The organism is Leptolyngbya sp. PCC 6406 (assembly GCF_000332095.2).
GTDB lineage: Bacteria > Cyanobacteriota > Cyanobacteriia > Phormidesmidales > Phormidesmidaceae > PCC-6406.
The window spans coordinates 3,530,383-3,556,495 of sequence record NZ_KI913949.1 but is presented as its reverse complement, the minus strand read 5'-3'; the positions used below and the strand labels follow the sequence as shown (position 1 = coordinate 3,556,495).

Here is a 26,113-nt window from a genome sequence, read left to right as displayed (position 1 = left end):
GTTCGAGATCGGTTCCAGGGCGTAGTTGAATGCAGACAGATAGACAGATTCCGTAGGAGCAATCCCTTGTGGTTGCCCGGTGGGCGGGTGACCGATATTGGGGTGTTGGAAGTTTTGAATTAACAATTGTCAATTGTCAATTGTTTCCGCGCCCAATGTAGGGCGTGATTCAGGGATGGGCTGTCAGAGCCTGCCCTGCTTGGTCATTACTTATCGACCAACTCTCGTTCTTCCTGCTGGACCTCGGGATCTAGATCCAGGCTGGGGTAGGTGGCTAAGGGTTCGGGCTTGCCTAAGAGCGATCGCACTTTAGAGGCAGCATTATTTTGTAGCCAGCCGACAATGCCTTCCGGTAGGGTCGTCACCACCAGCAAGAACAATGCCCCCTGGAAAAACAACCAGACCTCGGGAAAGCTTTCGCTCAAGACGGTCCGGGCGGAATTCACCAGCACGGCCCCCAGTATTGCTCCCGACAATGTGGCTCGTCCCCCTACAGCAACCCAGATCACCATTTCAATGGAAAAGGCGATGTCCATGTACTGGGGGGAGACGATGCCAGACTGCACGGTGTACAGGGCTCCGGCAACCCCTGCGATCGCACCAGACAGGGCAAACACCAGCACCTTAAATCCCGTGGGATTGTAACCGGAGAAGCGCACCCGGTTTTCATCATCCCGAATCGCCACCAAGAGCCGCCCAAAGCGGCCACTGGTGATCCAGCGACAGAGGCCATACATCAGGGCCAGGATAATGACCGTGGCCACGTACAGCGATGTTTGCATTGCGGCCCCGCCCATGGGCTGGCCGAGGAACAACTGGGTACTGGTGGGCAAGCCATTGGTGCCGTTGATCAACTCCTGCTGACCATTGAAGAAGTTGAAAAACACCACCAGAGCGGCTTGGGTGAGGATGGAGAAATAGACTCCCCGAATCCGGTTACGGAATACCAAGTAGCCCAGGAGCGCCGCCACAATGGTGGGCACGAGGAAAATGGCAATCATCGTAAAGGGAAGGGAGTAGAAGGGCTGCCAAAAGAAGGGCAACTCCCGCACGCCGTAGAGGCCGAAAAATTCCGGCAGTTGGCCCTCCGCCAACCCATTTAGGTTGACGTGCATGGCTAGGGCATAGCCCCCTAGGGCAAAGAAAATGCCGTGCCCCAGGCTGAGCAGGCCGGTATACCCCCAAATCAGATCAATCCCTAGGGCGACGATGGCTAGGGACAGGAATCGCCCCAACAACCGCAGCCGAAAGCTACTCAACACCAAGGGCAAGATCAGGATGCAAATGCCCACTAAAGCTAGGACGATGCCTAACTCGATCAAGCGCGATCGCGCTTTTTGAGCCTTTGCCGCCTTCCGAGGTTGTACAGAAATATCCGCAGTCATACCCCCCTCCTAAGCCTCCACCGTGCGGCCCTTTTGGGGAAAGATCCCCGCAGGCTTCACTTGCAAAAAGGCAATGATCAAGGCAAACACCATTACCTTAGCCATGCTCGTCGTTGAGAAAAAGGTAAAAAAGTCTACCACTGGGCTCAGCGCATCGATGGGAGATAACAACACCGCTAGGGTGCCAGAGCCGATTAGGTAACTGACGGTACCAATCACCATCGCCGCCACAATGCTCCCCACCAACTTGCCGACACCGCCGACCACCACCACCATGAAGGCATCCACAATGTAGTTGCCCCCTAGGTTTGGTCCCACCGAACCCAGGAGGGTGACCGCGCACCCTGCCACCCCGGCCAAGCCGGAGCCCAGGGCAAAGGTGAGGGCATCCACCCGCTCTGTGGGAATCCCTAGACAGGCGCTCATGGTGCGGTTTTGGGTCACGGATCGCATCCGCAGTCCCCAGGAAGACCCCTGGAGGAACCAGTAGACTCCGACCAAACACAAAATGGTCAAAGCAATAATGAACAGGCGGGCATAGGGAAACTGCAAGGCTCCCCCCAAGGACAAGCCTCCCCGCAGCCAGACCGGAGCCGTAACATCTACGTTGCGGGTGCTAAACCAGGCCCGACTCAGGGTGGTGCCGCCATTTTGGTTGATTAGGATCCCAGTCACAACTGCGATCGCGCTCGATAGCACTAGAGTCACCCCCGAAACCAGAGGACTCAACGCTCGCCGCTGCTCCAACAGCCACCGCCCCCCAAAGAACAGCAGAGAAAACAACACCAAGCCAATAACCATGGCCCAGTTCACACTGCGAACAAACTGACGCAGGATTAAGCTCACCCCCCAAGTTGCCAGCAAGGTTTCTAGCGGTCGCCCATAGAGGTAGCGAATCACCCCCTTTTCCAGGGCTAGCCCTACGAGAGCTGCCACCAGAAACGCCATTGGCAGTGCCGCAAAAATATATAGATTTTCAACTGGCCCACCGATGGCTTTAAATCCGTTCTGCACCACAAAAGTGGTGTAGGCCCCCAGCATCATCAGCTCCCCGTGGGCAAGATTAATCACCCCCATGAGACCAAAGACGATCGCCAACCCCAAGGCCACAATCAGCAGCACCGCTCCGATGCTAATGCCGTTAAAAATGCCACTAATCAACCCTTCGATCACGGCTATCTTTCAACCCCATGACAGCAAAACTTGGACTTCACCCAGACATAAGACTAAAAGAGGGGTGCAGAAGGCAAGATTTAGTCTCTCCCCCTGCACCCCCGCTAGCTAGCTAGGACAAGAAGCCTAGGCTCCTTCCATCTCAAACTGTCCACCCTTCTCAGGATCAGACCAGTCGCAGGCCAGCCCCTTGGTGTCGGGCACATACTGGTTCCAGGGCAGCGGATCAATGGGACCGTCGGTAGAGGATACGATATCAAACAGACCGTCATCCCGGACCTGACCAATCCGCACCGTCTTAGAGATGTGGTGGTTGGTATTCATGGTCACAGGGCCTTCAGGAGCCGCAAACTCTTGACCATAGGCCGCTGTTCGCACCGCATCCAGGTCAAAGGTACCCGCCGCTTCCACCGCCTGCTTCCACAGGTAAACCATGATATAGGCCGCTTCCATGGGGTCGTTGGTTACCCGGTCTTCCCCATATTCCGCTTTGAAGTCGGCGACCCATTTTTCGTTCTCAGGCGACTCTACTGTCTGGAAGTAGTTCCAAGCGGCATAGTGACCCACCAGGAAGTCCTTACCAATCTGGCGCACCTCTTCCTCAGCAACACTCACCGACATCACCGGGTATTCATCTGGCCCCATGCCAGCCCCTTGCAGTTGGGTAAAGAAGGCCACGTTGCTGTCACCGTTCAAACTGTTAAAGATGACGCCGCCATTGGGTAGAGCTGCCCGGATCTTAGTAATGATGGCAGTAACTTCGGTGTTACCTAGGGGCAGGTAGTCTTCCCCGACAGTGGTCCCACCTTTCACTGCCAACTGCTCTTTGATGATGGTGTTGGCAGTACGGGGGAACACATAGTCAGAGCCAACCAAGAAGAACTCAGTGCCCTTGTTCTCTAGCAGCCAGTCCACAGCGGGCTCAATCTGCTGATTCGGAGCCGCCCCAGTGTAGAAGATATTTTTAGAACATTCTTGACCCTCGTACTGCACCGGATACCACAGCATGTGGTCCTTGGATTCAAACACGGGCAGCACTGCTTTACGGCTGGCAGAGGTCCAGCAACCGAAAACGACAGCCACTTCGTCTTGATCGATCAGCTTCTCAGCTTTCTCTGCAAAGGTCGGCCAATCGGAAGCCCCATCTTCTTGAATAGGCTCAATCTGCCTACCCAATACTCCACCAGCGGCATTGATTTCCTTGATGGCCAACATTTCCGCATCCACCACAGTGGTTTCGCTGATGGCCATGGTGCCACTCAAGGAGTGGAGAATCCCCACCTTAATGGTTTCGCCGCTATCTGTCGCTGCCTCTTCACCCTCGGCTGGGGTCGTCGCGGTATCATCGCTGGGGGCTCCGCAGGCTTTCAGCAGCATCGCTGTGCCCATAGTGGCGGAACCGTAAAGCAAAAACTTCCGTCTGCCAAATCGAGATGTCATCGGTGCTGTTACTCCTGACTCAACATGCCCAACCACAGGGGTTATGGCTTTTGGATAAATGAACGGACTGCACGGGCAGCAGCCCGTCTAAGCCCAACTAAAGTGATTGAGGTTTTCCTAGTACCCCAGGCGAATTCAATCGCTTGGCGGATCTTGACACCCACACACCACAGTCGAATGCGATATTAGAGTCAGGGAAATTGCGGAAATGTAGCCTGGGATACAAAGATGGATTTTCCTGGAAATCTCGTGAGAGGGTTTCGGCTAAATCTCCGTCCCAAAATCTGAGCAAATTCGCCTGCGGGACATCTTTGGCTAACCCAAACGATGGGTTTGGCGAGGGAATACGCTGAGAATCAGGCAGGGGCAGGGGCTAGACAACGTCCCTTCAGTAGGTAGGCATGCATGTGTCCCTTGCCCTTAATCTCAATCTCGCCCCGGTCCTCAAAGCAGTACTTATCTCGCAGTAGGTCATAGGTGGGTTGGGCTACCTGAATGCCTCCTGAAATGCCCATGGCTTCCATGCGGCTGGCCACATTCACCGTGTCGCCCCAGAGATCGTAGATAAATTTTTTGGTGCCAATCACCCCCGCCACCACGGGGCCACTGTTGATGCCGATACGAATGGCTAGGGGCTGATCAATTTTGCGGCTGAGCTGGTCCATCGTAGCCTGCATGGATAAGGCCATTTCCGCAATGGCTTCGGCATGATCGGGGCGGGGATCTGGTAATCCCCCCACCACCATGTAGGCATCGCCAATGGTCTTGATTTTCTCTAGACCATGCTGTTCTGAAAGGCGGTCAAAGGCCGAAAAGACTAGGTTCAAAATCTCCACCAGTTCCGCCGGAGGGACCGTTTCCGACAGAGGAGTGAAATCGACAATATCGGCAAATAGGATACTGACGCCGGAAAATCCCTCGGAAATGTCCTTTTCGCCCCGTTTGAGCCGGTCAGCGATGGGTTCCGGCAGAATATTCAGCAGCAGTTGCTCCGACTTGGCCTGTTCCTCACTCAGCCGCTGATTGCTGTGGTGGAGGTCGGCGGTGCGCTCCAAGACCCGCATCTCCAGTTCCTGGGAGGTGCGCTTGAGGCGGTTGACGACCAAGACAATGCCAAAGCCCCCTAGGGCAAACAGCCCCCCTAGGGTAAAAAAGGTGTTTTGCAGCCCAGCTCGGGTTTGGTTGGCAAACTGATCAATGGGCACTGTAATTTCTAAAACGCCGCGCACATCCCCCACTTGCCAGTCGGTTTTGGGACTTTGGGGATGGCGGTTGTGGCAATCGACGCAGCTCTGACCCATGATGTCGGCCTGGGTATAGCGAAAGGACCGCCGATTTTGGAAGGGTTCTATTCGAGTAAAGCGATCGTTGGGATGGGTGCTGAGATAGGCGAGGGCTTCTTCCTCAAAGGGATCACGGGGGCCACCATCGGAACGGAAGGGAAAGGGCATGCCGCTAAACAGGCGCACTGATACATCGGCCTGTCCGGCTCGAATCCGTTCTCCCAGCTCGATCAAGAAGGTGGCGGGCAGGGGAATGGTGTTGGGCTGGTGCAGGTGGTCGTAGTCGATGGTGATGTCATCACGATTTTGAAGTTTGGCAACGACGGTTTCGCTGTAGAAGGTACGGGCCTGCTGGATGGCATCGGCATAGAGAGCGGAATTTTGCAGCGCTTGGGATTCAATTAATTGAGACGATAGGGTGGCGATATTCCACAGGGCAGCGGCGACTCCGGCACAGAACAACAGCACGAGCAACGGTACGGTGCGGTTGTGGAGCAGCGCGTCGGCTCGTCGCAGCAGGGCAGTTTTCATGGGTGCGGTTCGGCAGTGACGTTCGGCATTGGGCGTGTCAGGATATCCCAATCTTCGCCGATCATTCTGGAAATGCCGGAGATTTTGCCCTAACGACTTCGCGCAGGCTTGCTCCTTGCGGGAGCCATTTCATGTATGGCCCAAGGGGGATGGCTACCTAGTACACCATTCACCCGCAGATCCCTTAACGCTCAAAATCCGCCCTACCCAGGGGCGGGGACTCTGAGGCACCCCAACATGGTTAATGGAAATGGCTGTGGGCGTGGGAATGGGAATGATCGTGGGTAAATTCAACCACGGCGGCGGCGACGGCGGGGCTGGGGCCTTGCTGATATTGGTGGCGAATCTGGTCAATGATGGTGTTTAACCCTTCGCGGGTTTTGAGATTGGTAAAGACAAAGGGGCGATCGCCGCGCATGGTTTTGGCATCCCGTTCCATTACGCTCAGATCGGCTCCGACGTAGGGGGCGAGGTCCATTTTGTTGATCACTAGGACATCGGAGCGGGCAATGCCGGGACCACCTTTGCGGGGGATTTTGTCTCCGGCGGCGACATCAATGACGTAGAGGGTCATATCCACCAATTCTGGACTGAAGGTGGCGGCAAGATTGTCACCGCCGCTTTCAACAAATACGATGTCGGGGTCAAACTGGTGCACGAGTTGATCAATGGCTTCCAGATTGATGGAGGCGTCGTCGCGAATGGCGGAGTGGGGACAGCCGCCGGTTTCGACGCCAATAATGCGATCGCGCTCTAGGGCGGTACTCCGCACGAGGAACTGGGCGTCTTCTTGGGTATAGATATCGTTGGTGACCACCGCCAAACTGTAGTCGTGGCGCATAGCCTTGCAGAGGACATCAATCAGGGCGGTTTTACCGGAACCTACGGGGCCAGCGATGCCAATACGAAAGGGTTTTACCACGAGCACCTCATTGTGAATAGGACAGGATTTTGTACCGTTTTGCACCGTATTGTAGCCAGTTTCCCTGGATGAGGGGAGTGGGGGGTGAAGGGTATTGGGGGGTTGGGGTACATCCCGTAGGGGCGGGTTTAGCTCGTGTCTCCTGGGAAATCCCAAATGGGAGGCTCAAAACCCGCCCTGCCCAGTTTCCGGGTGACCTGTAACAGTGCCCTCTGGAATGCCATGTTGCTGAAACTGTAACGTCCCCCAGAGGTCCAGATTGCCCGTGGCAGAGTAGGGGCAGTCTGGACCTCTGCCAGATTTAGTAAGGACAATACAATTTAGTCATGACGCAATCCTATCTCGCTCGGGGTCGCTGGCAGCGATCGATCTCCGCCTCAGTTTTGGGGTGGACCCTCTTGACTACAGCGGCCATGGTGGCTCCCCTCGCTCCCCAATCGGCCCTTGCCCAGGATCCCATCTTGCGGACCCTGACGGTGACTGGGCGCGGCAACCAGTCGGTGCAAACCACCTTGTCCCAGGTGACGCTGGGGGTCGAGGTCCAGGGTCGCACCGCCCAAGAAGTACAGGCAGAAGTGGCCCGACGATCTGACAGTGTGGTCAACTATCTGCGATCGCGTAATGTAGATCGCCTAGAAACCGTAGGTATTCGTCTCAATCCCCAGTATGACTACCAGGGTGGGCGCACCATTTTAGTGGGCTATAGCGGCAGCAATGTCGTCAGTTTTCGATTCCCCACAGACCAAACCGGACCTGTGCTGGATGGTGCGATCGCAGCGGGAGCCAGCCAAATCCAAGGCATTAGCTTTATTGCCCCCGATAGTGCTCTGGCTACAGCCCGACAAGCCGCCCTACAAGCCGCTACCGCCGATGCCCAGGCCCAGGCCAATGCCGTACTCAGCTACCTCAACCTCGGAGCCCAGGAGGTGATTAGCATTCAGATCAACGGAGCCCAAGCGCCGATTCCCTTCCCGCTGCCCACTGGTGCCCGTCTCAGCAGCGCCGAAGCCGATGTCTCTACCCCCGTCATTGGCGGTGAGCAAACCGTAGAAGCCGTTGTTACCCTCGTCATTCGTTACTGATTCAGTGGGGCTGGGGTCAGGCTTTCCAGAAGGATGTCCAAAGGAACCCTGGCGTCAGGGGTGCACGCCGGGTGAAGTGAAAGTCTCAGCCCCCTTGCCCTTTAATTTTCCTTTAGAGACAGCAGCCGTTCGTTCAGGGTTTTGAGGTAGGTCTGCCCCACCTCCTCCGACAGGAGGCCCTTGCGAACGGCATCGTTGATCGCCCCCTGCTCTGCTAGATAAAGGCGACGGCGGAGGCCATCCAGATAGCCCCGCTCTTCCCGAGTTTCCTGCTCGTTCATGAGGCGCTGGTTGTAGAGATCCCGCAGGGCGGTTTCGGCAGTGGCGACGCGAGCTTGGTAGGTGGCAAAGAGTTCTTCATGGAGGGATTTGGGTAAACTGCCCGATTGCAACAGGTTGGCCAATTCCTGTTGGGCCGCCTTGGAGGCAATCAGATCCAGTTGCAGCGCTTCAATACGCTGCTTAGTTTTAGACGGTGTGGAAAGCCGTAGTCGCTTTACCAACCAGGGTAGGCTCAATCCCTGGCCCACCAAGGACACCAACACCGTGCTAAACACCAGGGTAATCACTTGGGCGCGGTCGGGTAGGGTCAGAGGCAGGCTCAGGGCCAAGGCCATAGAGAGAGAGCCCTTGATATTACCGAGGATCAACACGTGTTGCCAGCGCAGGGGCAGGGGACGATCGAAGCACCGTAGTAGAAATAGGAGGGGATAGATGGAAAAAATACGCCCGATCTGGTAAGCCACAATGGCCAGCAGAGCGGCGGGAATCGTGGCCAGGAGAATGCCGGGGTCTACCTCAATCCCCACCAGCAGAAAGATGAAGGTATTGACCCCAAAGCCTGCGTATTCCCAAAAATTGAGCAGTGTGACCTTGGCGGAAGCAGAGGTCTGGCGAAAGCCCTGATTACCAATGACCAAGCCCGCAATCACCACTGCGATCGCACTAGATACCCCCAACCCCTGACCGATTTGAAACGTCCCTAAGGATACCGCCACCGTCAATAAAATCGTGCTCAGAGCATCATCCAACTGCTGGAACAGACCTACGCAGAGATAGCCCAGCCCCCAGCCCAGAATGCCCCCACCGACAAAGGCAAACAGAACCTGCTCTACCCCCTGCCCGACCGTGAAGGATCCCTGGAGATGGATGGTGGCAATGATGCTGAGCAAGACTAGGGCAATCCCATCATTAAAAAGACTTTCGCCCTCCACAATGGTGGCCAAGCGCCCCGGCACCGGCACATGGCGAAAGGCCACAATCACCGAGACGGTATCAGTAATGGTCAGAATTACACCAATTGCCGCCGCCGTAATCCAGGCTAGGCCCAGCCCTACCTTGAGCAGAGTGGCGGTGATCGCCGCTGCCAGTAGCACCCCCGGCCCCGCCAGTAGCGCAATGGGTTTGATGGTGCTCCGCAGGCGACTGATGTCCGTATTGATGGCTGCCTCAAAGATCAAAATGGGCAGGAATAAATTCAAAATCACATCGGGATTCAGCCCAATGGAGGCAGGGAGTACCTGTTTAGGAATGGCTAACCCCGCCAGCACCAGACCCACTACGTAGGGAATTCGCAGCCGTCGTGTGACTAGAGCAACAGTGGTAGCTGCCAGCAGCAGAATGATGAGGCTGCTTACCAGCCCGGTGAATTCGCCAGAGGTCGTCCCTAGGGTCGATTCCAGCGATACGGATAAGGCGCTATCAGCAAAGGTGCTATCAGCAAGATCAAAGGGCATTGGGAAGTATGGCGGGGTGGGGGGGATGGCTGAGAGTTTTGAGTTTTGAGTTTTGAATTAAATTTCCCGTAGGGGCGCGGTTTCCGCGCCCCTACGGGACGTGACAGCAAGGTGGGGGTGGAGTGTGAGGGTAGGGGGGTGGTGGGGTGATGGGGTGATGGGGTATTGAGGTAAATCCCGTAAGGGCGGGTTTAGCCCGTATGTAGCGGGTAATTCAGGATGGGAGGCTCAAAACCCGCCCTGCCCAGTCGCCGGGTGATCGGTATTGGGGTGTTGGGGTTATTCCCGTAGGGGCAATCCCTTGTGGTTGCCCTTGTCGCCGGGTAATTAGGTGTGAGGGTATTGGGGTATTGAGGTAAATCCCGTAGGGGCGGGTTTAGCCCGTATGTAGCGGGTAATTCAGGATGGGAGGCTCAAAACCCGCCCTGCCCAGTTGCCGGGTGATCGATATTGGGGTGTTGGAGTGTGGCCGTAGGGGCGTGGTTTCTGCGTCCAATGCAGGGTGTGACAGATGGGTGGATGGTGGAGGAAGCCTTATTCTCTACATTACGGGAAAATTATGGTGGGGGGTGGTTTCTGTGCCTGTGGGGTTTCCATGGCTGTGCGGTCAGGGCTAAGGCTGCCCTAGCGACTGGGACCCTCAGCGTTAAAATGGAAAAATCGAGACTTGTTCTAAACCTTGCCCAAGTCCAGAAGTGGAGTTTTCCTGCTGGGGAAACTCTAGATTTCGAGCTGGACTTGGTATGGCTCATGTTCCACCTGCGGTATTTTCATGACCTCTGCTGCCCCTGTCAAGACCCAGTACGAAGCCATCATCGGCCTAGAAACCCATTGCCAACTGAGTACGGAAACGAAAATCTTTTCCCCTAGCTCAACGGTCTTTGGGGCGGATCCCAATACCCACATTGATCCAGTGGTGATGGGTCTACCGGGGGTCTTGCCGGTGCTGAACCAGAAGGTGCTGGAATATGCCGTTAAGGCGGGGCTGGCTCTGAACTGCCAGATCGCGCCCTACAGCAAATTTGACCGCAAGCAGTATTTCTACCCTGACCTGCCCAAAAACTATCAAATTTCCCAGTACGACCTGCCCATTGCAGAGCATGGCTGGTTGGAAATTGAGCTGGTGGACAAAAAGACCAAGGCGGTTACCCGCAAGCGCATCGGCATTACTCGTCTGCACATGGAGGAGGATGCGGGCAAGCTGGTCCACGCTGGCAGCGATCGCCTGTCTGGGTCCGCCTATTCCCTGGTGGATTTCAACCGGGCTGGGGTGCCGCTGATCGAGATTGTGTCGGAGCCCGATCTACGTTCCGGCCAAGAGGCGGCGGAATATGCCCAGGAACTGCGGCGGATCGTGCGCTACCTGGGGGTCAGTGACGGCAATATGCAGGAGGGATCTCTGCGCTGCGATGTGAATATCTCGGTGCGCCCCGTGGGCCAAGAGAAATTTGGCACCAAGGTGGAGATCAAAAATATGAACTCCTTTAGCGCCATTCAAAAGGCGATCGAGTACGAGATTGACCGCCAGATCGCTGCGGTGGAGGCGGGGGAGCCCATTTACCAGGAGACCCGCCTCTGGGAAGAAGGCCATCAATGCACCATCAGTATGCGGATGAAGGAAGGGTCTAGCGACTATCGCTATTTCCCAGAGCCCGATCTACCCCCCATTGAGGTGTCGGTGGAGCAGTTGGCGGCATGGCGGGCAGAACTGCCGGAACTACCGGCCCAAAAGCGGGCGCACTATGAGGAAATGGGGCTCTCTGCCTATGATGCGCGGGTGCTGGCGGATGATCGGACGGTGACGGAGTATTTTGAATCTGCGATCGCGGCAGGAGCCGATGCCAAACTGGCCACCAACTGGATCACCCAGGATATTGCGGCCTATCTGAACGCCGAGAAACTTGCCATCACCGACATTGCCTTGACGCCGGAGAGCTTGGCGGAAATGGTGAAACTGATCGATGCCGGGACCATCAGCAGCAAGATTGCCAAGGATCTGCTGCCGGAGTTGCTGACCCAGGGCGGTTCCCCCAATGCCATCATCGAGGAGCGGGGTCTCAGTCAAATCTCTGATCCGGCCCAGATCGAGGCCATCATTGACGAAGTAATGGCAGCCCACCCCGATGAGTTGGCGAAATATCGGGCGGGCAAGAAAAAACTCCAGGGTTTCTTCGTCGGTCAAGTAATGCAGCGCACCCAGGGCCGCGTCGATCCGAAGCTGACCAATCAGCTTCTGGTCAAAAAGCTCAACGGCTAGGGCTTCTCTGCGGTGTATTGCTTCGCGTTTCGCAAGCGACATAAAAGGCGAAGCTGCGCCTTAGCGTTATGCACCCTACGGAACCTGTTTTGAGGGAGTTATGACCATTGCAAATGTTACTCCTCAGGCTCATAATGTGCGCCCATTGCTACTAGATGTTAGCAATGCTGTGTTGAGTGTTACTCCTGAGCAGTTTGATCAACTGTGCATTGACAACCCGGATTTACGCCTGGAACTGACTAAAGAGGGGGAGCTGGTTGTCATGCCTCCAACGGGTGGGGAAAGTGGCAGACAAAATTTTGACTTGGCGGTGGAGGTGGGGATTTGGAATCGACAAGCTAATTTAGGGGAAGCCTTTGACTCATCTACGGGCTACGATTTCACCGCGATTGGAGGCGGGAAGCTATCGCCGGATGTGTCTTGGATTGAGAAGTCGCGGCTGGAGGGGGTCAACCTGGTTGGGTTTATTCCGGTTGTGCCGGATTTTGTTATTGAACTCCGTTCCGCAACGGACCCGTTAAGGGTGTTGCAGGAGAAGATGGCGGACTATCAGCGGCTGGGGGTGAAGCTGGGATTGCTGGTGAATCCGCAGCAGCAACAAGTGGAGATCTATCGCCCTGGGCAAGGGGTAGAGGTGTTATCGTCGCCGAGCGCGATCGATTGTGGTGAAGTGATGCCCGGTTTTGTGTTGAGTATGGGCCGGATTTGGTAATCCTTTATTCTGCTAGCAAATTTAAGAGATCGGCTTCAGAGAGGATGGTCACCCCTAGTTTTTCCGCCTTGGCCAGCTTGGAGCCCGCCTCTGCCCCCACCACGACATAGCTGGTCTTGGCACTGACGGATCCCGTGACCTTGCCCCCCGCCTGTTCGATTTTGGCCTTGGCCTCGTGACGACTGAGGGTGGGTAAGGTTCCCGTGAGCACAAGGGTCTTTCCCGCTAGGGGCTGGGGGGTGGCATCAGGGGCCGGGGTCAAATCCGCTGCAAACTGAACCCCTGCTATTTTGAGCTGGGCGACGAGCTGTTGATTGGCGGGCACCCGAAACCATTGGTAAACGGACTGGGCAATTTCAGGGCCGATGCCGTAGACCGATGCGATCGCATCGGGTTCCGCCGCTGCTAAAGCTTCCACTGTGGGAAAATGCTGCGCCAGCAGTTGGGCATTGACGCTGCCCACATGGCGGATTCCCAAGCCGTAGAGCACCCGCGCCCAGGGCTGCTGCTTAGAGGTTTGAATCGCCGTCACCAGTTTTTGGGCCAGTTGCTCCCCCATCCGCTCCAGGGGCAGGAGGGTCTCCGCCGTTAGCGTGTATAAATCCGCCACCGATCGCACCACCCCCTGATCTACCCACTGTTCCACCCACTTTTGGCCGATGCCGGTGATATCCAGAGCCTGACGACTGCCCCAGTGGATTAGCGCCCCCCGCACAATGGCGGGACAGGAGTTGTTGATGCAACGGGTGACGGCTTCCCCTTCCGGCTGTACTAGGGTTTCACCGCATTCTGGGCAGTGGGTGGGAAAAGGGTAGAGCAGGGCGTCAGCAGGACGCAGTTCCGGGAGGTTACGCACCACCTCGGGGATGATTTCCCCCGCCTTACGGACGATGACTGTATCGCCGATGTGGAGATCTAGTTCAGAAATGCGATCGCGATTATGCAGCGTCGCCCGTGCCACCGTCGTCCCCGCCAGTTGCACCGGACGCAGATTCGCCACGGGAGTCACCGCCCCCGTGCGCCCCACCTGCACCGTCACCGACTTCACCACCGTCGGCACCTCCTCAGCGGGATATTTGAGGGCAATGGCCCAGCGGGGAGCCTTTTGGGTAAAGCCCAGCCGCCGCTGGAGAGCAAAGTCATTCAGCTTCACCACCACCCCATCGGTCATGTAGGGTAACGCCAATCGTTGGGTGGACCAAGCCTCGTAAAAGTCCGCTACCGCCTCCGCTGTAGGGCAGATCTGGCAATTGGGATTGACCTTAAAGCCCAGGGTTTGCAAATAGGTCAACGCCTCCCATTGAGTGCTTGGACCATCTTCCCCCGCCTCCCCATCGCCTCCCGCTGCCTCGCCTCCCAGAAGCGACAACTGAGCCGCAGCCCCCGTCCCCTCCGGGAGCAGTAGCGTATAGGCAAAGAAATCCAGCCGCCGTTCCGCCACCACGCGGGAATCGAGCTGGCGTAGGGTGCCCGCCGCCGCATTGCGAGGATTGGCAAACAGCGCTTCCCCCGCTTGCTGCCGCTGCTGGTTGATGCGTTCAAAACTATCCAGAGGCAAAAATGCCTCTCCCCGCACCTCGACACGGGGGGGCGGATTCTTGATCTGCAATCGCAGGGGAATCGAGCGGATGGTTTTGACATTTTGGGTGATATCTTCCCCTGTCGTACCATCACCTCGGGTCACTCCCCGCACCAGTACGCCATGCTCGTAGGTCAGGGCTAGGGCTGAGCCATCAATTTTCAGTTCCGCGACGGCGGCAGCTTCCCCCACCTCGGGGGCTAGACGCTGCCAGCGACCCTGCCACGCCCGGTATTCCTCCAGATCAAAGGCATTCTCCAGGCTATAGAGGGGAATGTTGTGGCGGATAGAGGTGAACTGACTGGCGGGCTTTTCCCCCACCCGTTGGGTCGGGCTGTCGGGGGTAATCAGGTGGGGATGGGCGGCTTCCAGATCCTGAAGCTGACGGTAAAGGCGATCGTAGACTTCATCCGGCAGCGTCGGATCGTCCAGCACATAATAGGCATAACTGGCCTGTTGAAGCTGCTGGCGCAATTGCTGAATGTCCTGTTCTGGCCCTGTACCCATAGAAGTTTCCACACCTCTTACCTATCCACCCAATATCGGTCATCCGCCCACCGGGCAACCATCCTACGGTATAGGACAAATTCCTGTCACTGTCTGCATTGGGCGCGGAAACCGGCCCCTACGGCGACATTCTGCATTGGGCGCGGAAACCGCGCCCCTACGGTGACATCCTGCATTGGTCGCGGAAACCGCGCCCCTACCGCCTATCCACCCACGCTACCGCCCAATATCGGTCATCCCTGACCCACCCCGCCCTTCGGGCACCCCTCCCAAGAGGGGATGGTAGGAAGAGGTTCCTTGAGCACAGGATTGCCCCTACGGAACACAGGGGAGGCAGAGCCTCCAGCGGAGGTACCCAGGCAGAGCCAGGGCACCAGAAAAACACCCCATCACTCCATCACTCCCCCACTAAGCTGCACTGACAGACGCGGGAAGGGCAACGTCTGGAGACGAGGTGTGGAACACCAAGGCTCCCTCCTTCAGCTCTACCTGCACCTGACAGCCCTCGGTGAAGGATTCCTCCAGGATTTTGGTGGCGATGGGGTTTTCCAGTTCCTTTTGAATCGCCCGCTTCAGGGGACGTGCGCCATAGACCGGGTCATAGCCCACCTCGGCAATGTGATCGATGGCTGCCTCCGATAGCGACAGGGCAATCTTTTGCTCCTCCAGACGGCGCTCGATGCGGCGGAGCTGGATTGAGACAATTTGCCGCAGTTCCGCCTTTTCCAGGGGATGGAACAGAATCAGGTCGTCCACCCGGTTCAGAAATTCGGGGCGAAAATGGCCCTGGAGCGCCTTCAGCACCCGTTTGCGGATATCTGCGTAGCGGCTGTTGTCTCCGGCGATGTCCATAATATGTTCACTGCCGATGTTGCTGGTCATGACCACAATCGTGTTGCGGAAATCCACCGCATGGCCCTGGGCATCGGTGATGCGGCCATCGTCTAGGACTTGCAACAGAATGTTGAAGACATCGGCGTGGGCCTTTTCCACCTCATCCAGCAGTACGACGGAATAGGGGTGGCGGCGCACGGCCTCCGAGAGTTGGCCTCCTTCTTCATAGCCCACATAGCCAGGAGGAGCCCCGACTAGACGGGAGACGGCGTGCTTCTCCATGTACTCCGACATATCGATGCGGATCAGGGCGTCTTCTGTATCGAACAGGAAGGCGGCTAGGGTGCGGGCCAGTTCCGTTTTGCCCACCCCGGTCGGTCCCATGAACATGAAGGAGCCCAGGGGCCGACCGGGGTCATTCATCCCGGCGCGGGCGCGACGAATGGCGGCGGAGACGGCGGAGACGGCTTCTTCCTGGCCGATGACCCGCTCGTGGAGGTGGGATTCTAGGGCGAGCAGCTTTTGCCGTTCTGACTGCATCAGGCGGGTGACGGGGATGCCGGTCCATTTGGCCACAATTTCGGCGATGTCTGCTTCGAGCACCTGCTCCCGCAGCAGGGTCTTGCCCTGGGCTTGGATTTCCACCAACTGGGCCTCTAGGGTTTCCCGCTCCCGCTGCACCGCCTCTAGGCGACCGTACTTGAGCTGGGCGGCTTTGTTGAGGTCGTAGGCCCGTTCGGCTTGGTCAATTTGGACCCGTAGGTGATCTTCCTCTTCCTGGAGAGCGTTGATGGCGTCGAGGGTCTGCTTTTCGTTTTGCCACTGGTTGTTGAACTGTTGCTGGCGTTCGGAAAGTTCGCTGATCTCTTCTTGGATCCGCCCCAGCCGTTCCTGAGCCGTGCGGTAGGCGGCTCCGGAGGATTCGTCTTCACTTTCGAGGGAGAGTTTTTCCATCTCTAGCTGCATCAGGCGGCGATCGATGGTTTCTAGCTCGACGGGTTTGGAGGTGATCTCCATTTTGAGCTTGGCGGCGGCTTCGTCTACTAGGTCGATAGCCTTATCGGGCAGGAAGCGATCGCTGATGTAGCGATCTGAGAGTACTGCCGCCGCCACTAGGGCCGAGTCGGCAATTTTGACGCCGTGGTGGACTTCATAGCGTTGCTTGAGCCCCCGCAGAATGGAGATGGCGTCCTCTACGTTGGGCTGGCCCACGTAGACCTGCTGAAACCGTCGCTCTAGGGCGGCATCTTTTTCGATGTGCTTGCGGTATTCGTCTAGGGTGGTGGCCCCGATGCAGCGCAGTTCCCCCCGTGCCAGCATCGGTTTGAGCAAGTTACCCGCGTCCATCGTGCCTTGGCCTGCTCCGGCACCGACGACGGTGTGCAGTTCGTCGATGAAGAGGACAATGTGGCCGTCGGATTCTGTCACTTCCCGCAGCACCGACCGCAGCCGATCCTCAAATTCCCCCCGATATTTGGCTCCGGCGATCAGGGCTCCGATGTCCAGGGAAATGAGTTGGCGATTTTTCAGGGATTCGGGTACGTCGCCATTGATGATGCGCTGGGCTAGGGCTTCTGCGATCGCAGTTTTGCCCACACCGGGCTCCCCAATCAGAACGGGATTGTTCTTCGTGCGACGGGAGAGGACTTGGATCACCCGGCGAATTTCCTCATCCCGGCCAATCACCGGGTCCAGATAGCCCTCCCGCGCCTGCTCCGTCAGATCGCGGCCAAACTTTTCCAACGCCTGGTACTGGGACTCGGGATTTTGGTCCGTCACCGTCTGCCGCCCCCGCACCGCCTGGATAGCGGTGGTCAACTGGGCCGCATCAATCTCAAAGCCCAGGAGCAGCCGCCGACCGATGCGCTCATCCTCCGCAAACCCCAACAGCAGATGTTCTACGGAGATGAACTTGTCCCCCAAGCCCTGACGGCTGGCCTCCGCCTTGTCCAACATCCGGTCCAGGCTTTGGCCCAGGTACAGGTTGTTATCTGTCGCCACCCGCACCCGTGCCTGCCGCTGGGTAAAGGCTTCCAGGTCCTTGAGCAGGGTTTCTGGCGCTAGCTTCGTCTTTTGCAGAATGTTGTGACCCAACCCCTCCTCCTGCTCTAGCAGGGCAATCAGCACATGCTCCACCTCCATGTACTGATGCTTGTAGCGCCGAGCTACTGCCTGGGCCTCCACAATGGCATCCCAGGCTTTGGTGGTGAATTTATCTGGATCGGTCGGCTGCATGGGGAAGGGCTAGGGTCTGTAGTTTTGTAAATCCTTAGGACTTCAGTTTATAGCAGCCTTGCGGGATAGGGATTATCCAGGCACAGCGGTACGACGTAAACTATTGCCACAACTTGATATGGCCAGCCAGGGAAACGGGGCACAATTCGGACAATGTTCCGGCGGTGGGTGAGCCCTCAGCAGCATTACGGATTCGGTGGATTGTAGGCTTCAGCCCTAGGCGTATGTCAACCCAACCCCTCCAGCAAGAACTCCTGAATCTGCGTCAGCGTAATGCCGCCCTAGAGCAGCGACTGGCGGCCCTTGAAAGGTCGGAAGCCCAGGCTTCAAGCTGTTTGCAACTTCAGGATATTGCCGCAACGATTCCTGGTATTATCTTTCAATTTTCGGTTCGCAACGAGGTATGGACGCTGGATTACATCAGCGATCGCATTGGCGACCTGATGGCGGCCCCTGCTAGGGAGTTTCAGGATCTAGAGTCCGTCATTCGCTGTCAGCATCCCGAGGATCTGGATCGCTACTTGGCTTCGGTAACGGCGGCGGTTTCGACCCTGACCCCCTGGCATTACGAAGGGCGGCTAATTCGGCCCAGTGGAGAAATCCGCTGGTGGCAGGGGGATTCTGTGCCGACGCGCAATGCTTTGGGGGAGGTGGTCTTTTGCGGTCTAATTCTGGATATTACCCAGCAAAAGGAATTGGATCAGGCCCTGCAACAGTCCCATGAGCAGATCGCCACGATTCTTGCCAGCATCAACGATGCCTTTTTGACGCTGGATCGAGACTGGCGATTTACCTACCTGAATGTGCAAACAGAGCCCATCTTGCAGCGCCCAGCGGCGGATCTTTTGGGTAAAAATGTCTGGGAAGAATTTCCTGAGGCTGTGGGTAGTGATTTCTATATCTATTACCACCAGGCCGTCGAGACCCAGCAGGTGGTTACCTTTGAGACCTACTATCCTCCCCTAGATCGCTGGTTTGATGTGCGGGCTTACCCCTTTCAGGGGGGGGTGTCGGCCTACTTCCGAGATATCAGCGATCGCAAGGCCGCTGAGCAAGCTCTGCAACGGGCAAATGCCGAGTTGGAACAGCGGGTGGAGGAACGTACCCTTGCCCTTCAGCAGTCTGTGGATCAGCTTCAGCAGGAAATTCGAGATCGCGAATTTGCCGAAGAGCAACTGCAAGATCAGTCTCAATTACTCCGCAGCATTTGGGACGGGGTGGACTATGGCATCTTTGTCTTGGATGTGCTGGATCAAGGGGCAGGCTTTCGCTATACCGCCTACAACACGGCGATGGAACGCATCACCCCGATTTCCTTTGAGACCCTGATTAATCGCACTATTGAGGAGGCACTGCCACCGGAATTTGCAGCGGTATTCCAGGCCCGCTATCGAACCTGTATTCGCAGCGGACAGACCCTCACCTTTGAAGAAAACTACCAAAATGAGGCGGGGGAAGAAAGCTGGTGGTTGGTGAGTGTGACGCCACTGCGGAATCTTGTGGGTGAGATTGACCAACTGGTGGTGACAACCACAGATATTTGCGATCGCAAACAGGCCGAAGCTGCGCTTCAGCGATCCGAAGCCGAACTGCGCCAGAAGGCCAGTGATCTGGAAACCACCCTACGGGAGCTGCAACAGACCCAAAGTCAACTGGTCCAGAGTGAAAAAATGTCTTCCCTGGGACAACTCGTCGCCGGAGTTGCCCATGAAATCAACAACCCGGTGAACTTCATCTATGGCAATCTCACCCATGCCAATCAATACATCCGCGATCTGTTGAACCTGTTGCGCCTGTACCAGGCCCATTATCAGCAACCGATTCCCGCGATCGCCGCCGCCACCGCCACCATAGATCTGGACTTTCTCATGACGGATCTACCAAAACTGCTCTCTTCCATGCGGGTCGGAGCCGACCGGATTCAGAAAATCGTCGCCTCCCTACGCAACTTTTCCCGCCTCGACGAAGCAGATCTCAAGAGCGTTGATATCCATGAAGGCATCGATAGCACCCTGATGATTCTCCAGAGTCGGTTTAGGGCCACCGCCGAAAGACCTGCCATTGATCTCGTCCAGGACTACGCCAACCTACCCCCTATCCATTGCTATCCTGGTCAACTCAATCAGGTGTTTATGAACATCCTGAGCAATGCCTTAGATGCCCTAACCAGTCGAGATAAACTGCGATCGCCGGAGGAAATCCGCCAAACCCCCAGCCAAATTCGGATTCAGACCCGGCTCGTCCAGGGGCAAGTCTGCATTGTGATTGCTGACAATGGCCCAGGGATAGATGCAATCACCCGTAATCGCCTGTTTGATCCCTTCTTTACCACCAAGCCCGTTGGTGAAGGTACGGGTCTGGGGCTCTCCATCAGCTATCAGATTGTGACCGATCGCCACGGTGGTACCCTGATCTGCCATTCTGCCCCTGGCAAAGGGGCGAAATTTACCATCACCCTGCCCCTTGAGCGGCAATCTTAAAGGCTACCGGGCCTAGAGGCTACCGTCATCGTCTAAGCAGGCGTCCCAACTGGCGCAGAGGGCTTCGGCCACCATGGCCTCTAGGGCAGCGGCGTTGAGATTACGGGTAGCCTGTTCTTGAAGCGGAGTGGTGAGGGGAATCAACCGCAGTCGGCGACTGTCTTGGACCAAATTGAAGCAACTTTTCTGGTCTGAAAGGCGTTCCAGCTCTAAATAATCAAAACTATGGACATTAAGATAAAGACTTTGGTTCGCTACCAGGGTAGACTGACTTGGGTCTGCAAACACGTCCATCACATACCCTGTGCCCCAACTAGCCACAGTGCCTTCGCGAATATCCTGGTAGTCAACCTTGCCTAGATCATTGAGAAGTCGCAGCATATCTGCTTTGTTGACCACAATACCGGTGTCCACCAAGCAAGGCGCTGGCAAGCGACTAAAAGCGGCTGGATCGTAGCTCATAGGTTCGTCACAAACGTATGCACGGGTCCGCAAGTCCCTGATAGAACTGCTAGAACTTCCCAATAGAACTATCAGTAAAACTGGGGGACTATTCTCACGATAGTCGATCATCTTGGGATCGATCTCAGCAATGGGACGGTTTTATCGCGGCGGGCCTCAGTAGAATTTCCCTTTGCGAACGGGGAAGTCTTTGCCCTGAGGGCATTCCCCGATGTGGGTACGGGCTAGAATAACGGCTGCGATCGCGGGTCACCCCAGGGACAGTTTCTCTAGCGCCATGGCTTCTTTCCCAACACCGCCGCCCCAAGATGGTCACAACAGGGCTTCAGCCTACCGTCGTGGCTGGGCTGCGTTGCGGCATTGGGCCATGCAAATCATCGCCGCCATCACCTTTTACACCGCTCTGCCGGTTCCGGGCCATTGGCCCATGAACTTCCAGGGCATCGCCCGCTATGCCCCCTTGGTAGGAATTGGAATTGGCGGCCTGCTCAGCCTCGGGGATGGGGGGCTGGTGCTCTTGGGGATGCCCGCCGCCACCCGCAGCGCTCTGGTGGTGGCGGCGGGTATTGGGCTCACGGGGGGGCTCCATCTGGACGGCGCGATGGATACCGCCGATGGGCTGGCGGTGCCGGACCCAGCGCGGCGGTTGGCGGTGATGGCAGATAGTCGCACCGGAGCCTTTGGCGCTATGGCAGCGGTGGTGATTGTGGGCATCAAGGTCTTGGCCCTGGCAGATCTGACCCAGGGGCGCTGGTTTGCCCTGATGGCGGTGGCGGGCTGGGGCCGATGGGGACAGGTGGTTGCGATCGCACGCTACCCCTACCTCAAGACCGAGGGCAAGGGAGCCTTCCACAAAGCCACCGCCCACCCCGCCACAGACTGGCTATTGGGCCTAGGGCTGCTGCTGGGTTTTGGCCTTCTGGGGGGCTTTCTAGGCGGGGGCTTAATGGCGGGGGGAACAACCCTGGGGGGCTTTGCCCTAGCGGTGCTGGTGGGGGCCTGGTTTAACCGCCAACTCGGGGGCCACACCGGAGATACCTACGGGGCGGTGGTGGAATGGACTGAGGCTCTGCTCTTGGCCCTAATGACGGTGTTACAGGATTAGGGCGGCTGTCCATGATCAGGCAAGATGCCTGACCCACAAGAGATGCCTGACCCCAGCAGAGCGCAGGGGTATGATTGATACACCTTAACCATCAACAGGCTCAGGTGCTTCCCTGCTATGGATCCCGTATTACTGGCCCAGTATCAGCAAGCTTACAAAGACCTAGATCTATTCCCGCTGGTGAATCCTGAGAATATTCAACGGTTCCGGGTGGATTACGGCCTAGAGGTGCTGGTGCGCCTGCGCCAGGAAATCAAAGCCTCGGAGGCCAACGGTAAATTTGTGTTTGCGGGGCATCGGGGTTGTGGCAAATCCACCCTGCTGAAACGGTTGGCCCTGGAGATGGCCGCTAGCCACGATCAGGCGGTGGTGTTTTTCTCCATTGCCGACCTGATCGAACTCTCGGACATTACCCACACCAATATTTTGTATGCGATCGCCCTGATGCTGCTGGACTATGCCGATCAGGAGAAGGTCAAGGTTTCCCAGGATATTCGGGAGACCATTCTGGGCTGGAACGACACGGTCAAAACGCAAGTGACCACCCAAGGCCATGGCGGTAGCCTGGGGGTTGGGGGCAGTTGGCTCAAGATTTTTCAGGCTAGCCTCCAGAAGGAACGCAGCTTCCGCCAAGAGTTAGAAACAACCTTTAGCAAAAAAATCTCTGAGCTGGTGGCTCAGTGCGATCGCATTGTCGCCGCCATTCAAATTGCCACGCAGCAACCCGTCTTAGTGATTATTGACGACCTCGACAAGCTGGATCTACCCCTCGTCGAGCAGATTTATCGCCAAAATATTAAGTCCCTATTCTCGCCACAATTTCGGATTGTGTTCACCATTCCGGTGTCGGCGGTGCAAGAGCCTCAGATTATGGGTGCCCTCAACTCCGAGGGGATTGTTCGCCCCCATCTCTTTCCAGTGGCCAAATTTTTCCCCAAGGAGCAGCGCCGCAACCCCAACGCGGAGCCCATGGCCAAACCCTTGCAGCAGTTCTTAGAAATCCTCGAAAAGCGCCTCCCCGCCGACCTGCTGGAGCCAGACACCGCCCGCGCCCTGGTGCTCCACAGTGGCGGCGTGGTGCGAGAGCTGGTGCGGATTGCGCGGGAATGTTGCACAGAATGTATGGTGCAGTTGGAGCTGGAGCCGGAGGCTGCCACCCAAACCATTGATGCCGATATTTTGGCCATCGCCCTGCGCAACCTTCGCAATGACTTCTCCCGCCAGATTGGCAGTGATCTCTACGATCAACTGGTGGAAATCTACGAAACCGCTGATGCGGCGGACACGAGCGACCCTGGCTTTGTGAAGTTGCTCCATGGGCTGATGGTGCTGGAGTACATCAACGATGCCCTCTGGTATGATGTCCACCCGATTGTGGTGGGATTGCTGCAACAAAAGGGGCGACTATTGCACCATGAACCTGCCTGATTCAGCCCCCGCGATCGCCCTCACCCCGGAAGACCATCGCCAACTCCGGCGATTGTTATGGTCAATTCGGGCCAACCTCAGTCAATTCAATCTATTAATTGCCATCTGTGATCACCGCCCCTACCGGGATCGGCTGATTCGCACCTATACCCAAGAACTGACCCCCGAAGGGATTGTCTGTCCCACCGTCCATTTAGACCGGGAACAACCCAGCCTCAAAGCCTGTTTGCAAACCTTGATAGCGGCGGAACCCGCGCTGACTAAGGGAAACTCTCCGGTTTTGGTGACGGTGCTGGGGGCCGATGACCTGCTGGGGATCCGGCTCCAGGCCAGCAAGTCCGCCCAAGAGCAGTTCTTTTTCTCGGTGCAATGGACGCGGGAGGGGCTGCGCCAGTTTTCGTTTCCCGTGGTGCTATGGGTCACCCCCACGATCGCCACGGCCTTGGCCCAGCAGGCTCCCGATTTCTGGAGTTGGCGGGGCGGCGTGTTTGAGTTTTCCGACTCGGAAACTCCCCAGCCCTCTCCTGACCCGGCCCCAGAGCGATGGGTGACCCAAACCGAAACCACCCAAACCGCCAAAGCTGACCCCCAGGACATCGAAGCCCAAATCACCGCCCTCACCGCCCAAGATCCCCACTCCCCCCTATTGGTCAGCCTCTACAACAGCCTAGGCCAAGCCTACGAACAGGCCATCCGCTACCACGAGGCTGAAACTGCCTACCGCAAAGCCCTAGAACTCCGCCAAGGGTCATTGGGCGACGGCCATCCCGACACCGCCCAAAGTCTGAATAACTTGGCCGAACTGTACTATGCCATGGGCCGCTATGGAGAAGCGGAACCCCTCTACACCCAAGCGTTGGAAATCAGGAAAGGGTCACTGGGCGACGGCCATCCCGACACCGCCCAAAGTCTAAATAACTTGGCCAGATTGTACTATGCCATGGGTCGCTATGGAGAAGCGGAACCCCTCTACACCCAAGCCCTGGAAATCCATAAAGCGGAATTGGGCGACGGCCATCCCTCCACCGCCACCAGTCTGAATAACTTGGCAGAGCTATACCGTGTCATGGGCCGCTATGGAGAAGCCGAACCCCTCTACACCCAAGCCCTGGAAATTGATAAAGCGGAACTGGGCGATCTTCATCCCTCCACCGCCACCAGTCTGAATAACTTGGCATTGCTGTACGAGTCCATGGGCCGCTATGGAGAAGCCGAACCCCTCTTCACCCAAGCTCTGGAAATCCGGAAAGGGTCACTGGGCGATCTTCATCCCTCCACCGCCACCAGTCTGAATAACTTGGCAGATTTGTACCGCGCCATGGGCCGCTATGGGGAAGCGGAGTCCCTTCACACTCAAGCCCTGGAAGTCCGGAGGGCCGAACTGGGCGATCGCCATCCCGACACCGCCAGCAGTCTGAATAACTTGGCATTGCTGTACGATTCCATGGGCCGCTATGGCGAAGCGGCATCCCTCTACAAACAAGCCCTGGAAATCTGCAAAGCGGAACTGGGCGATCGCCATCCCGACACTGCCAGCAGTCTGAATAACTTGGCATTGCTGTACCATGCCACGGGCCGCTATGGCGAAGCCGAACCCCTTTACACCGAAGCCCTGGCAATCAGAAAAGCGGAACTGGGCGATCGCCATCCCGCCACCGCCACCAGTCTGAATAACTTGGCAATGTTGTGCTACGCCATGAATCGCTTTCCCGAAGCAGCGGCGATGATGGCGGGGGTGGTGGATATTCTTGAAGAAGTCCTTGGCCCCGACCATCCCAACACCGTCACAGTGCGGAAAAATTGGGCAAAAATTCAGCAAGCCATGGAGGGAAATGGCTAGACCCTGCAAAGGGGACGGGTTCCTGGATAGCCTTGGGCCGGGGCGGGGAAGGTCTCCCTTAAGGAACCCGTCCCCTGGCCCTGGCCCCCCAAGATCTCGCCGCCCCCTCCCACCGCCATTCCCCCGTCCCCCTTCCAGACTCCGGCTGGGAACGCCCCTCAGAGGCTCCGCCTCCAGAGCCGCGAGGCAACGCCTCAGGGAGAGCGCTTCCCGGCAGAGCCAGGGAAAAACCCACCCCCAGCCCCCTCCCAAGAGGGCGTCTGAGCATCCCCTCTTGGGAGGGGTGCCCGGAGGGCGGGGTGGGTTCCTCTCGGGAGGGGTGCCCGAAGGGCGGGGTGGTTTCCTCCCCAGCCCCCAGACACCCCCCGCTGGGTCGCCCTCCGGTTGACCCAGCCTACGCCAGCGATGACAAAAGGGGGATGCACCCAAGGCAAAATGCGTCGGCACATCAAACTGTCATCGGTGATAGACCACCGCATACCTCGGCACCTCCAGGTGAGTCATACACCGATCATCGGCCACCGGAGCCGCCGCTGTCAGTCGCAGTGGAATCTCCCCAGCCCACACCGGCAGGGCATAATCCTCCGGTGCATCAATCGGGGGGCCAGTACGCACCTTGGCCGAGGCTTCGGCGATGGGCAGGGCCAGCACCAGCGTCCCGGTGAGTTCCTGGGGGTTGGGGGGGCGTACCTCCGCCCAGCGCCCCGGCACAACATGATCGGTAAAGGCTTTCAACGCCGCTAGCTTTTCCGTTGGGTCGTCCACCCGCGTAGCGGTGCCGAACAGCACCACCGAGCGGTAATTCATCGAGTGGTGAAAGGCCGATCGCGCCAACACCAGCCCATCCAGCAGCGTCACCGTCAGGCACACCTCAACCCCCTGATCCAGGGTGCGCAGCATCCGGCTAGCGGGGGAACCGTGGATGTAGAGTTTGTCTTCCAAGCGACCATAGGCGGTGGGAATGACAAAGGGCTGTCCTTCGACGACAAAGCCCAGATGGCAGACCAGCCCTTCATCGAGGATGTCGTAGACCTGCTGGGGTTCGTAGTTGGCTCGTTGGGGGACGGGCGGGCGGGTCAGATCTGCCGTTTCCGCAGTTACAGACCAGCAATTGGGGGCTAG

Annotated in this window: 17 protein-coding genes; 7 read left to right on the top strand and 10 right to left on the bottom strand. The window is 57.3% G+C overall.

The annotated features are described in order from the left end of the window. Positions 1 to 206: 206 nt before the first annotated feature. The 5 genes from urtC to ureG form a co-directional block, all read right to left on the bottom strand. Positions 207 to 1,385, bottom strand: coding sequence for an urea ABC transporter permease subunit UrtC (gene urtC, locus LEP6406_RS0215685; RefSeq protein ID WP_008312234.1), 1,179 nt, complete (start codon positions 1,383 to 1,385; stop codon positions 207 to 209). A gap of 9 nt (positions 1,386 to 1,394) precedes the next feature. Continuing rightward, positions 1,395 to 2,558, bottom strand: a complete 1,164-nt coding sequence (locus tag LEP6406_RS0215680; RefSeq protein WP_008312232.1) for an ABC transporter permease subunit — start codon at positions 2,556 to 2,558, stop codon at positions 1,395 to 1,397. A gap of 126 nt (positions 2,559 to 2,684) precedes the next feature. After that, positions 2,685 to 3,935, bottom strand: coding sequence for an urea ABC transporter substrate-binding protein (urtA, locus tag LEP6406_RS0215675; protein ID WP_409978148.1), 1,251 nt, complete (start codon positions 3,933 to 3,935; stop codon positions 2,685 to 2,687). A gap of 419 nt (positions 3,936 to 4,354) precedes the next feature. After that, entirely contained in the window at positions 4,355 to 5,812 is a 1,458-nt protein-coding gene (locus LEP6406_RS0215670; protein WP_008312228.1) for an adenylate/guanylate cyclase domain-containing protein, read from the bottom strand. Between the two features lie 241 nt (positions 5,813 to 6,053). Next, complete coding sequence (gene ureG / locus LEP6406_RS0215665; RefSeq protein WP_008312225.1) at positions 6,054 to 6,734, bottom strand: urease accessory protein UreG; 681 nt, start codon at positions 6,732 to 6,734, stop codon at positions 6,054 to 6,056. 326 nt (positions 6,735 to 7,060) lie between these two features. Between ureG and LEP6406_RS0215660 the strand changes: the two genes are divergently transcribed. Further along, on the top strand, positions 7,061 to 7,816 hold the full coding sequence (locus LEP6406_RS0215660) for an SIMPL domain-containing protein (protein WP_008312223.1): 756 nt from the start codon (positions 7,061 to 7,063) through the stop codon (positions 7,814 to 7,816). A 101-nt stretch (positions 7,817 to 7,917) separates the two neighbouring features. On the opposite strand, the gene LEP6406_RS0215655 is transcribed toward LEP6406_RS0215660, so the two are convergent. Further along, positions 7,918 to 9,552: a cation:proton antiporter gene (locus LEP6406_RS0215655; RefSeq protein ID WP_008312221.1), complete on the bottom strand. Its 1,635-nt coding sequence runs from the start codon at positions 9,550 to 9,552 to the stop codon at positions 7,918 to 7,920. Positions 9,553 to 10,324: 772 nt separating this feature from the next. On the opposite strand from LEP6406_RS0215655, the gene gatB reads away from it, so the two are divergent. Continuing rightward, on the top strand, positions 10,325 to 11,809 hold the full coding sequence (gatB, locus tag LEP6406_RS0215650) for an Asp-tRNA(Asn)/Glu-tRNA(Gln) amidotransferase subunit GatB (protein WP_008312219.1): 1,485 nt from the start codon (positions 10,325 to 10,327) through the stop codon (positions 11,807 to 11,809). A gap of 100 nt (positions 11,810 to 11,909) precedes the next feature. Beyond that, positions 11,910 to 12,521 (top strand): Uma2 family endonuclease, encoded by a 612-nt coding sequence (locus LEP6406_RS0215645; RefSeq protein WP_008312218.1) that lies wholly within the window; start codon positions 11,910 to 11,912, stop codon positions 12,519 to 12,521. Positions 12,522 to 12,525: 4 nt separating this feature from the next. Here the strand turns inward: LEP6406_RS0215645 and ligA are convergent, their stop codons facing one another. Both ligA and clpB read right to left on the bottom strand, forming a co-directional pair. Then, positions 12,526 to 14,619, bottom strand: coding sequence for an NAD-dependent DNA ligase LigA (ligA, locus tag LEP6406_RS0215640; RefSeq protein WP_317133846.1), 2,094 nt, complete (start codon positions 14,617 to 14,619; stop codon positions 12,526 to 12,528). A 396-nt stretch (positions 14,620 to 15,015) separates the two neighbouring features. Next, positions 15,016 to 17,676: an ATP-dependent chaperone ClpB gene (gene clpB / locus LEP6406_RS0215635; RefSeq protein WP_008312214.1), complete on the bottom strand. Its 2,661-nt coding sequence runs from the start codon at positions 17,674 to 17,676 to the stop codon at positions 15,016 to 15,018. A 224-nt stretch (positions 17,677 to 17,900) separates the two neighbouring features. On the opposite strand from clpB, the gene LEP6406_RS30425 reads away from it, so the two are divergent. Then, positions 17,901 to 20,156, top strand: a complete 2,256-nt coding sequence (locus tag LEP6406_RS30425; RefSeq protein ID WP_008312213.1) for a PAS domain-containing sensor histidine kinase — start codon at positions 17,901 to 17,903, stop codon at positions 20,154 to 20,156. A 12-nt stretch (positions 20,157 to 20,168) separates the two neighbouring features. Here LEP6406_RS30425 and LEP6406_RS0215625 read toward each other — a convergent pair whose 3' ends face one another. After that, the gene (locus LEP6406_RS0215625) at positions 20,169 to 20,618 is read right to left on the bottom strand and encodes a hypothetical protein (RefSeq protein ID WP_027269178.1); all 450 of its coding nucleotides are present in this window, start codon (positions 20,616 to 20,618) and stop codon (positions 20,169 to 20,171) included. 211 nt (positions 20,619 to 20,829) lie between these two features. Here LEP6406_RS0215625 and cobS point away from each other — a divergent pair, with 211 nt between their 5' ends. From cobS to LEP6406_RS28405, 3 genes are all read left to right on the top strand, one after another. Next, positions 20,830 to 21,723 (top strand): adenosylcobinamide-GDP ribazoletransferase, encoded by an 894-nt coding sequence (gene cobS, locus LEP6406_RS0215620; protein WP_263971184.1) that lies wholly within the window; start codon positions 20,830 to 20,832, stop codon positions 21,721 to 21,723. Positions 21,724 to 21,840: 117 nt separating this feature from the next. After that, the gene (locus tag LEP6406_RS0215615; protein ID WP_008312208.1) at positions 21,841 to 23,151 is read left to right on the top strand and encodes a P-loop NTPase fold protein; all 1,311 of its coding nucleotides are present in this window, start codon (positions 21,841 to 21,843) and stop codon (positions 23,149 to 23,151) included. After that, the gene (locus LEP6406_RS28405; protein ID WP_008312206.1) at positions 23,138 to 24,991 is read left to right on the top strand and encodes a tetratricopeptide repeat protein; all 1,854 of its coding nucleotides are present in this window, start codon (positions 23,138 to 23,140) and stop codon (positions 24,989 to 24,991) included. Before LEP6406_RS0215615 ends, LEP6406_RS28405 begins: the two co-directional genes overlap by 14 nt. Before the next feature lie 456 nt (positions 24,992 to 25,447). Here the strand turns inward: LEP6406_RS28405 and LEP6406_RS0215600 are convergent. Beyond that, positions 25,448 to 26,113: pyridoxamine 5'-phosphate oxidase family protein (locus LEP6406_RS0215600; RefSeq protein ID WP_317133845.1), on the bottom strand; the 666-nt coding region annotated here is incomplete at its 5' end.

Bases quoted from the DNA above. Each gene is read 5' to 3' on its own strand.
- gatB (WP_008312219.1), top strand. From the start codon at position 10,325: ATGACCTCTGCTGCCCCTGTCAAGACCCAGTACGAAGCCATCATCGGC.
- LEP6406_RS0215625 (WP_027269178.1), bottom strand. From the start codon at position 20,618: ATGAGCTACGATCCAGCCGCTTTTAGTCGCTTGCCAGCGCCTTGCTTG.
- LEP6406_RS30425 (WP_008312213.1), top strand. From the start codon at position 17,901: ATGTCAACCCAACCCCTCCAGCAAGAACTCCTGAATCTGCGTCAGCGT.
- clpB (WP_008312214.1), bottom strand. From the start codon at position 17,676: ATGCAGCCGACCGATCCAGATAAATTCACCACCAAAGCCTGGGATGCC.
- LEP6406_RS0215655 (WP_008312221.1), bottom strand. From the start codon at position 9,552: ATGCCCTTTGATCTTGCTGATAGCACCTTTGCTGATAGCGCCTTATCC.
- LEP6406_RS0215645 (WP_008312218.1), top strand. From the start codon at position 11,910: ATGACCATTGCAAATGTTACTCCTCAGGCTCATAATGTGCGCCCATTG.
- LEP6406_RS0215670 (WP_008312228.1), bottom strand. From the start codon at position 5,812: ATGAAAACTGCCCTGCTGCGACGAGCCGACGCGCTGCTCCACAACCGC.
- LEP6406_RS28405 (WP_008312206.1), top strand. From the start codon at position 23,138: ATGAACCTGCCTGATTCAGCCCCCGCGATCGCCCTCACCCCGGAAGAC.
- LEP6406_RS0215615 (WP_008312208.1), top strand. From the start codon at position 21,841: ATGGATCCCGTATTACTGGCCCAGTATCAGCAAGCTTACAAAGACCTA.
- cobS (WP_263971184.1), top strand. From the start codon at position 20,830: ATGTGGGTACGGGCTAGAATAACGGCTGCGATCGCGGGTCACCCCAGG.
- urtA (WP_409978148.1), bottom strand. From the start codon at position 3,935: ATGCTGCTGAAAGCCTGCGGAGCCCCCAGCGATGATACCGCGACGACC.
- LEP6406_RS0215660 (WP_008312223.1), top strand. From the start codon at position 7,061: ATGACGCAATCCTATCTCGCTCGGGGTCGCTGGCAGCGATCGATCTCC.
- urtC (WP_008312234.1), bottom strand. From the start codon at position 1,385: ATGACTGCGGATATTTCTGTACAACCTCGGAAGGCGGCAAAGGCTCAA.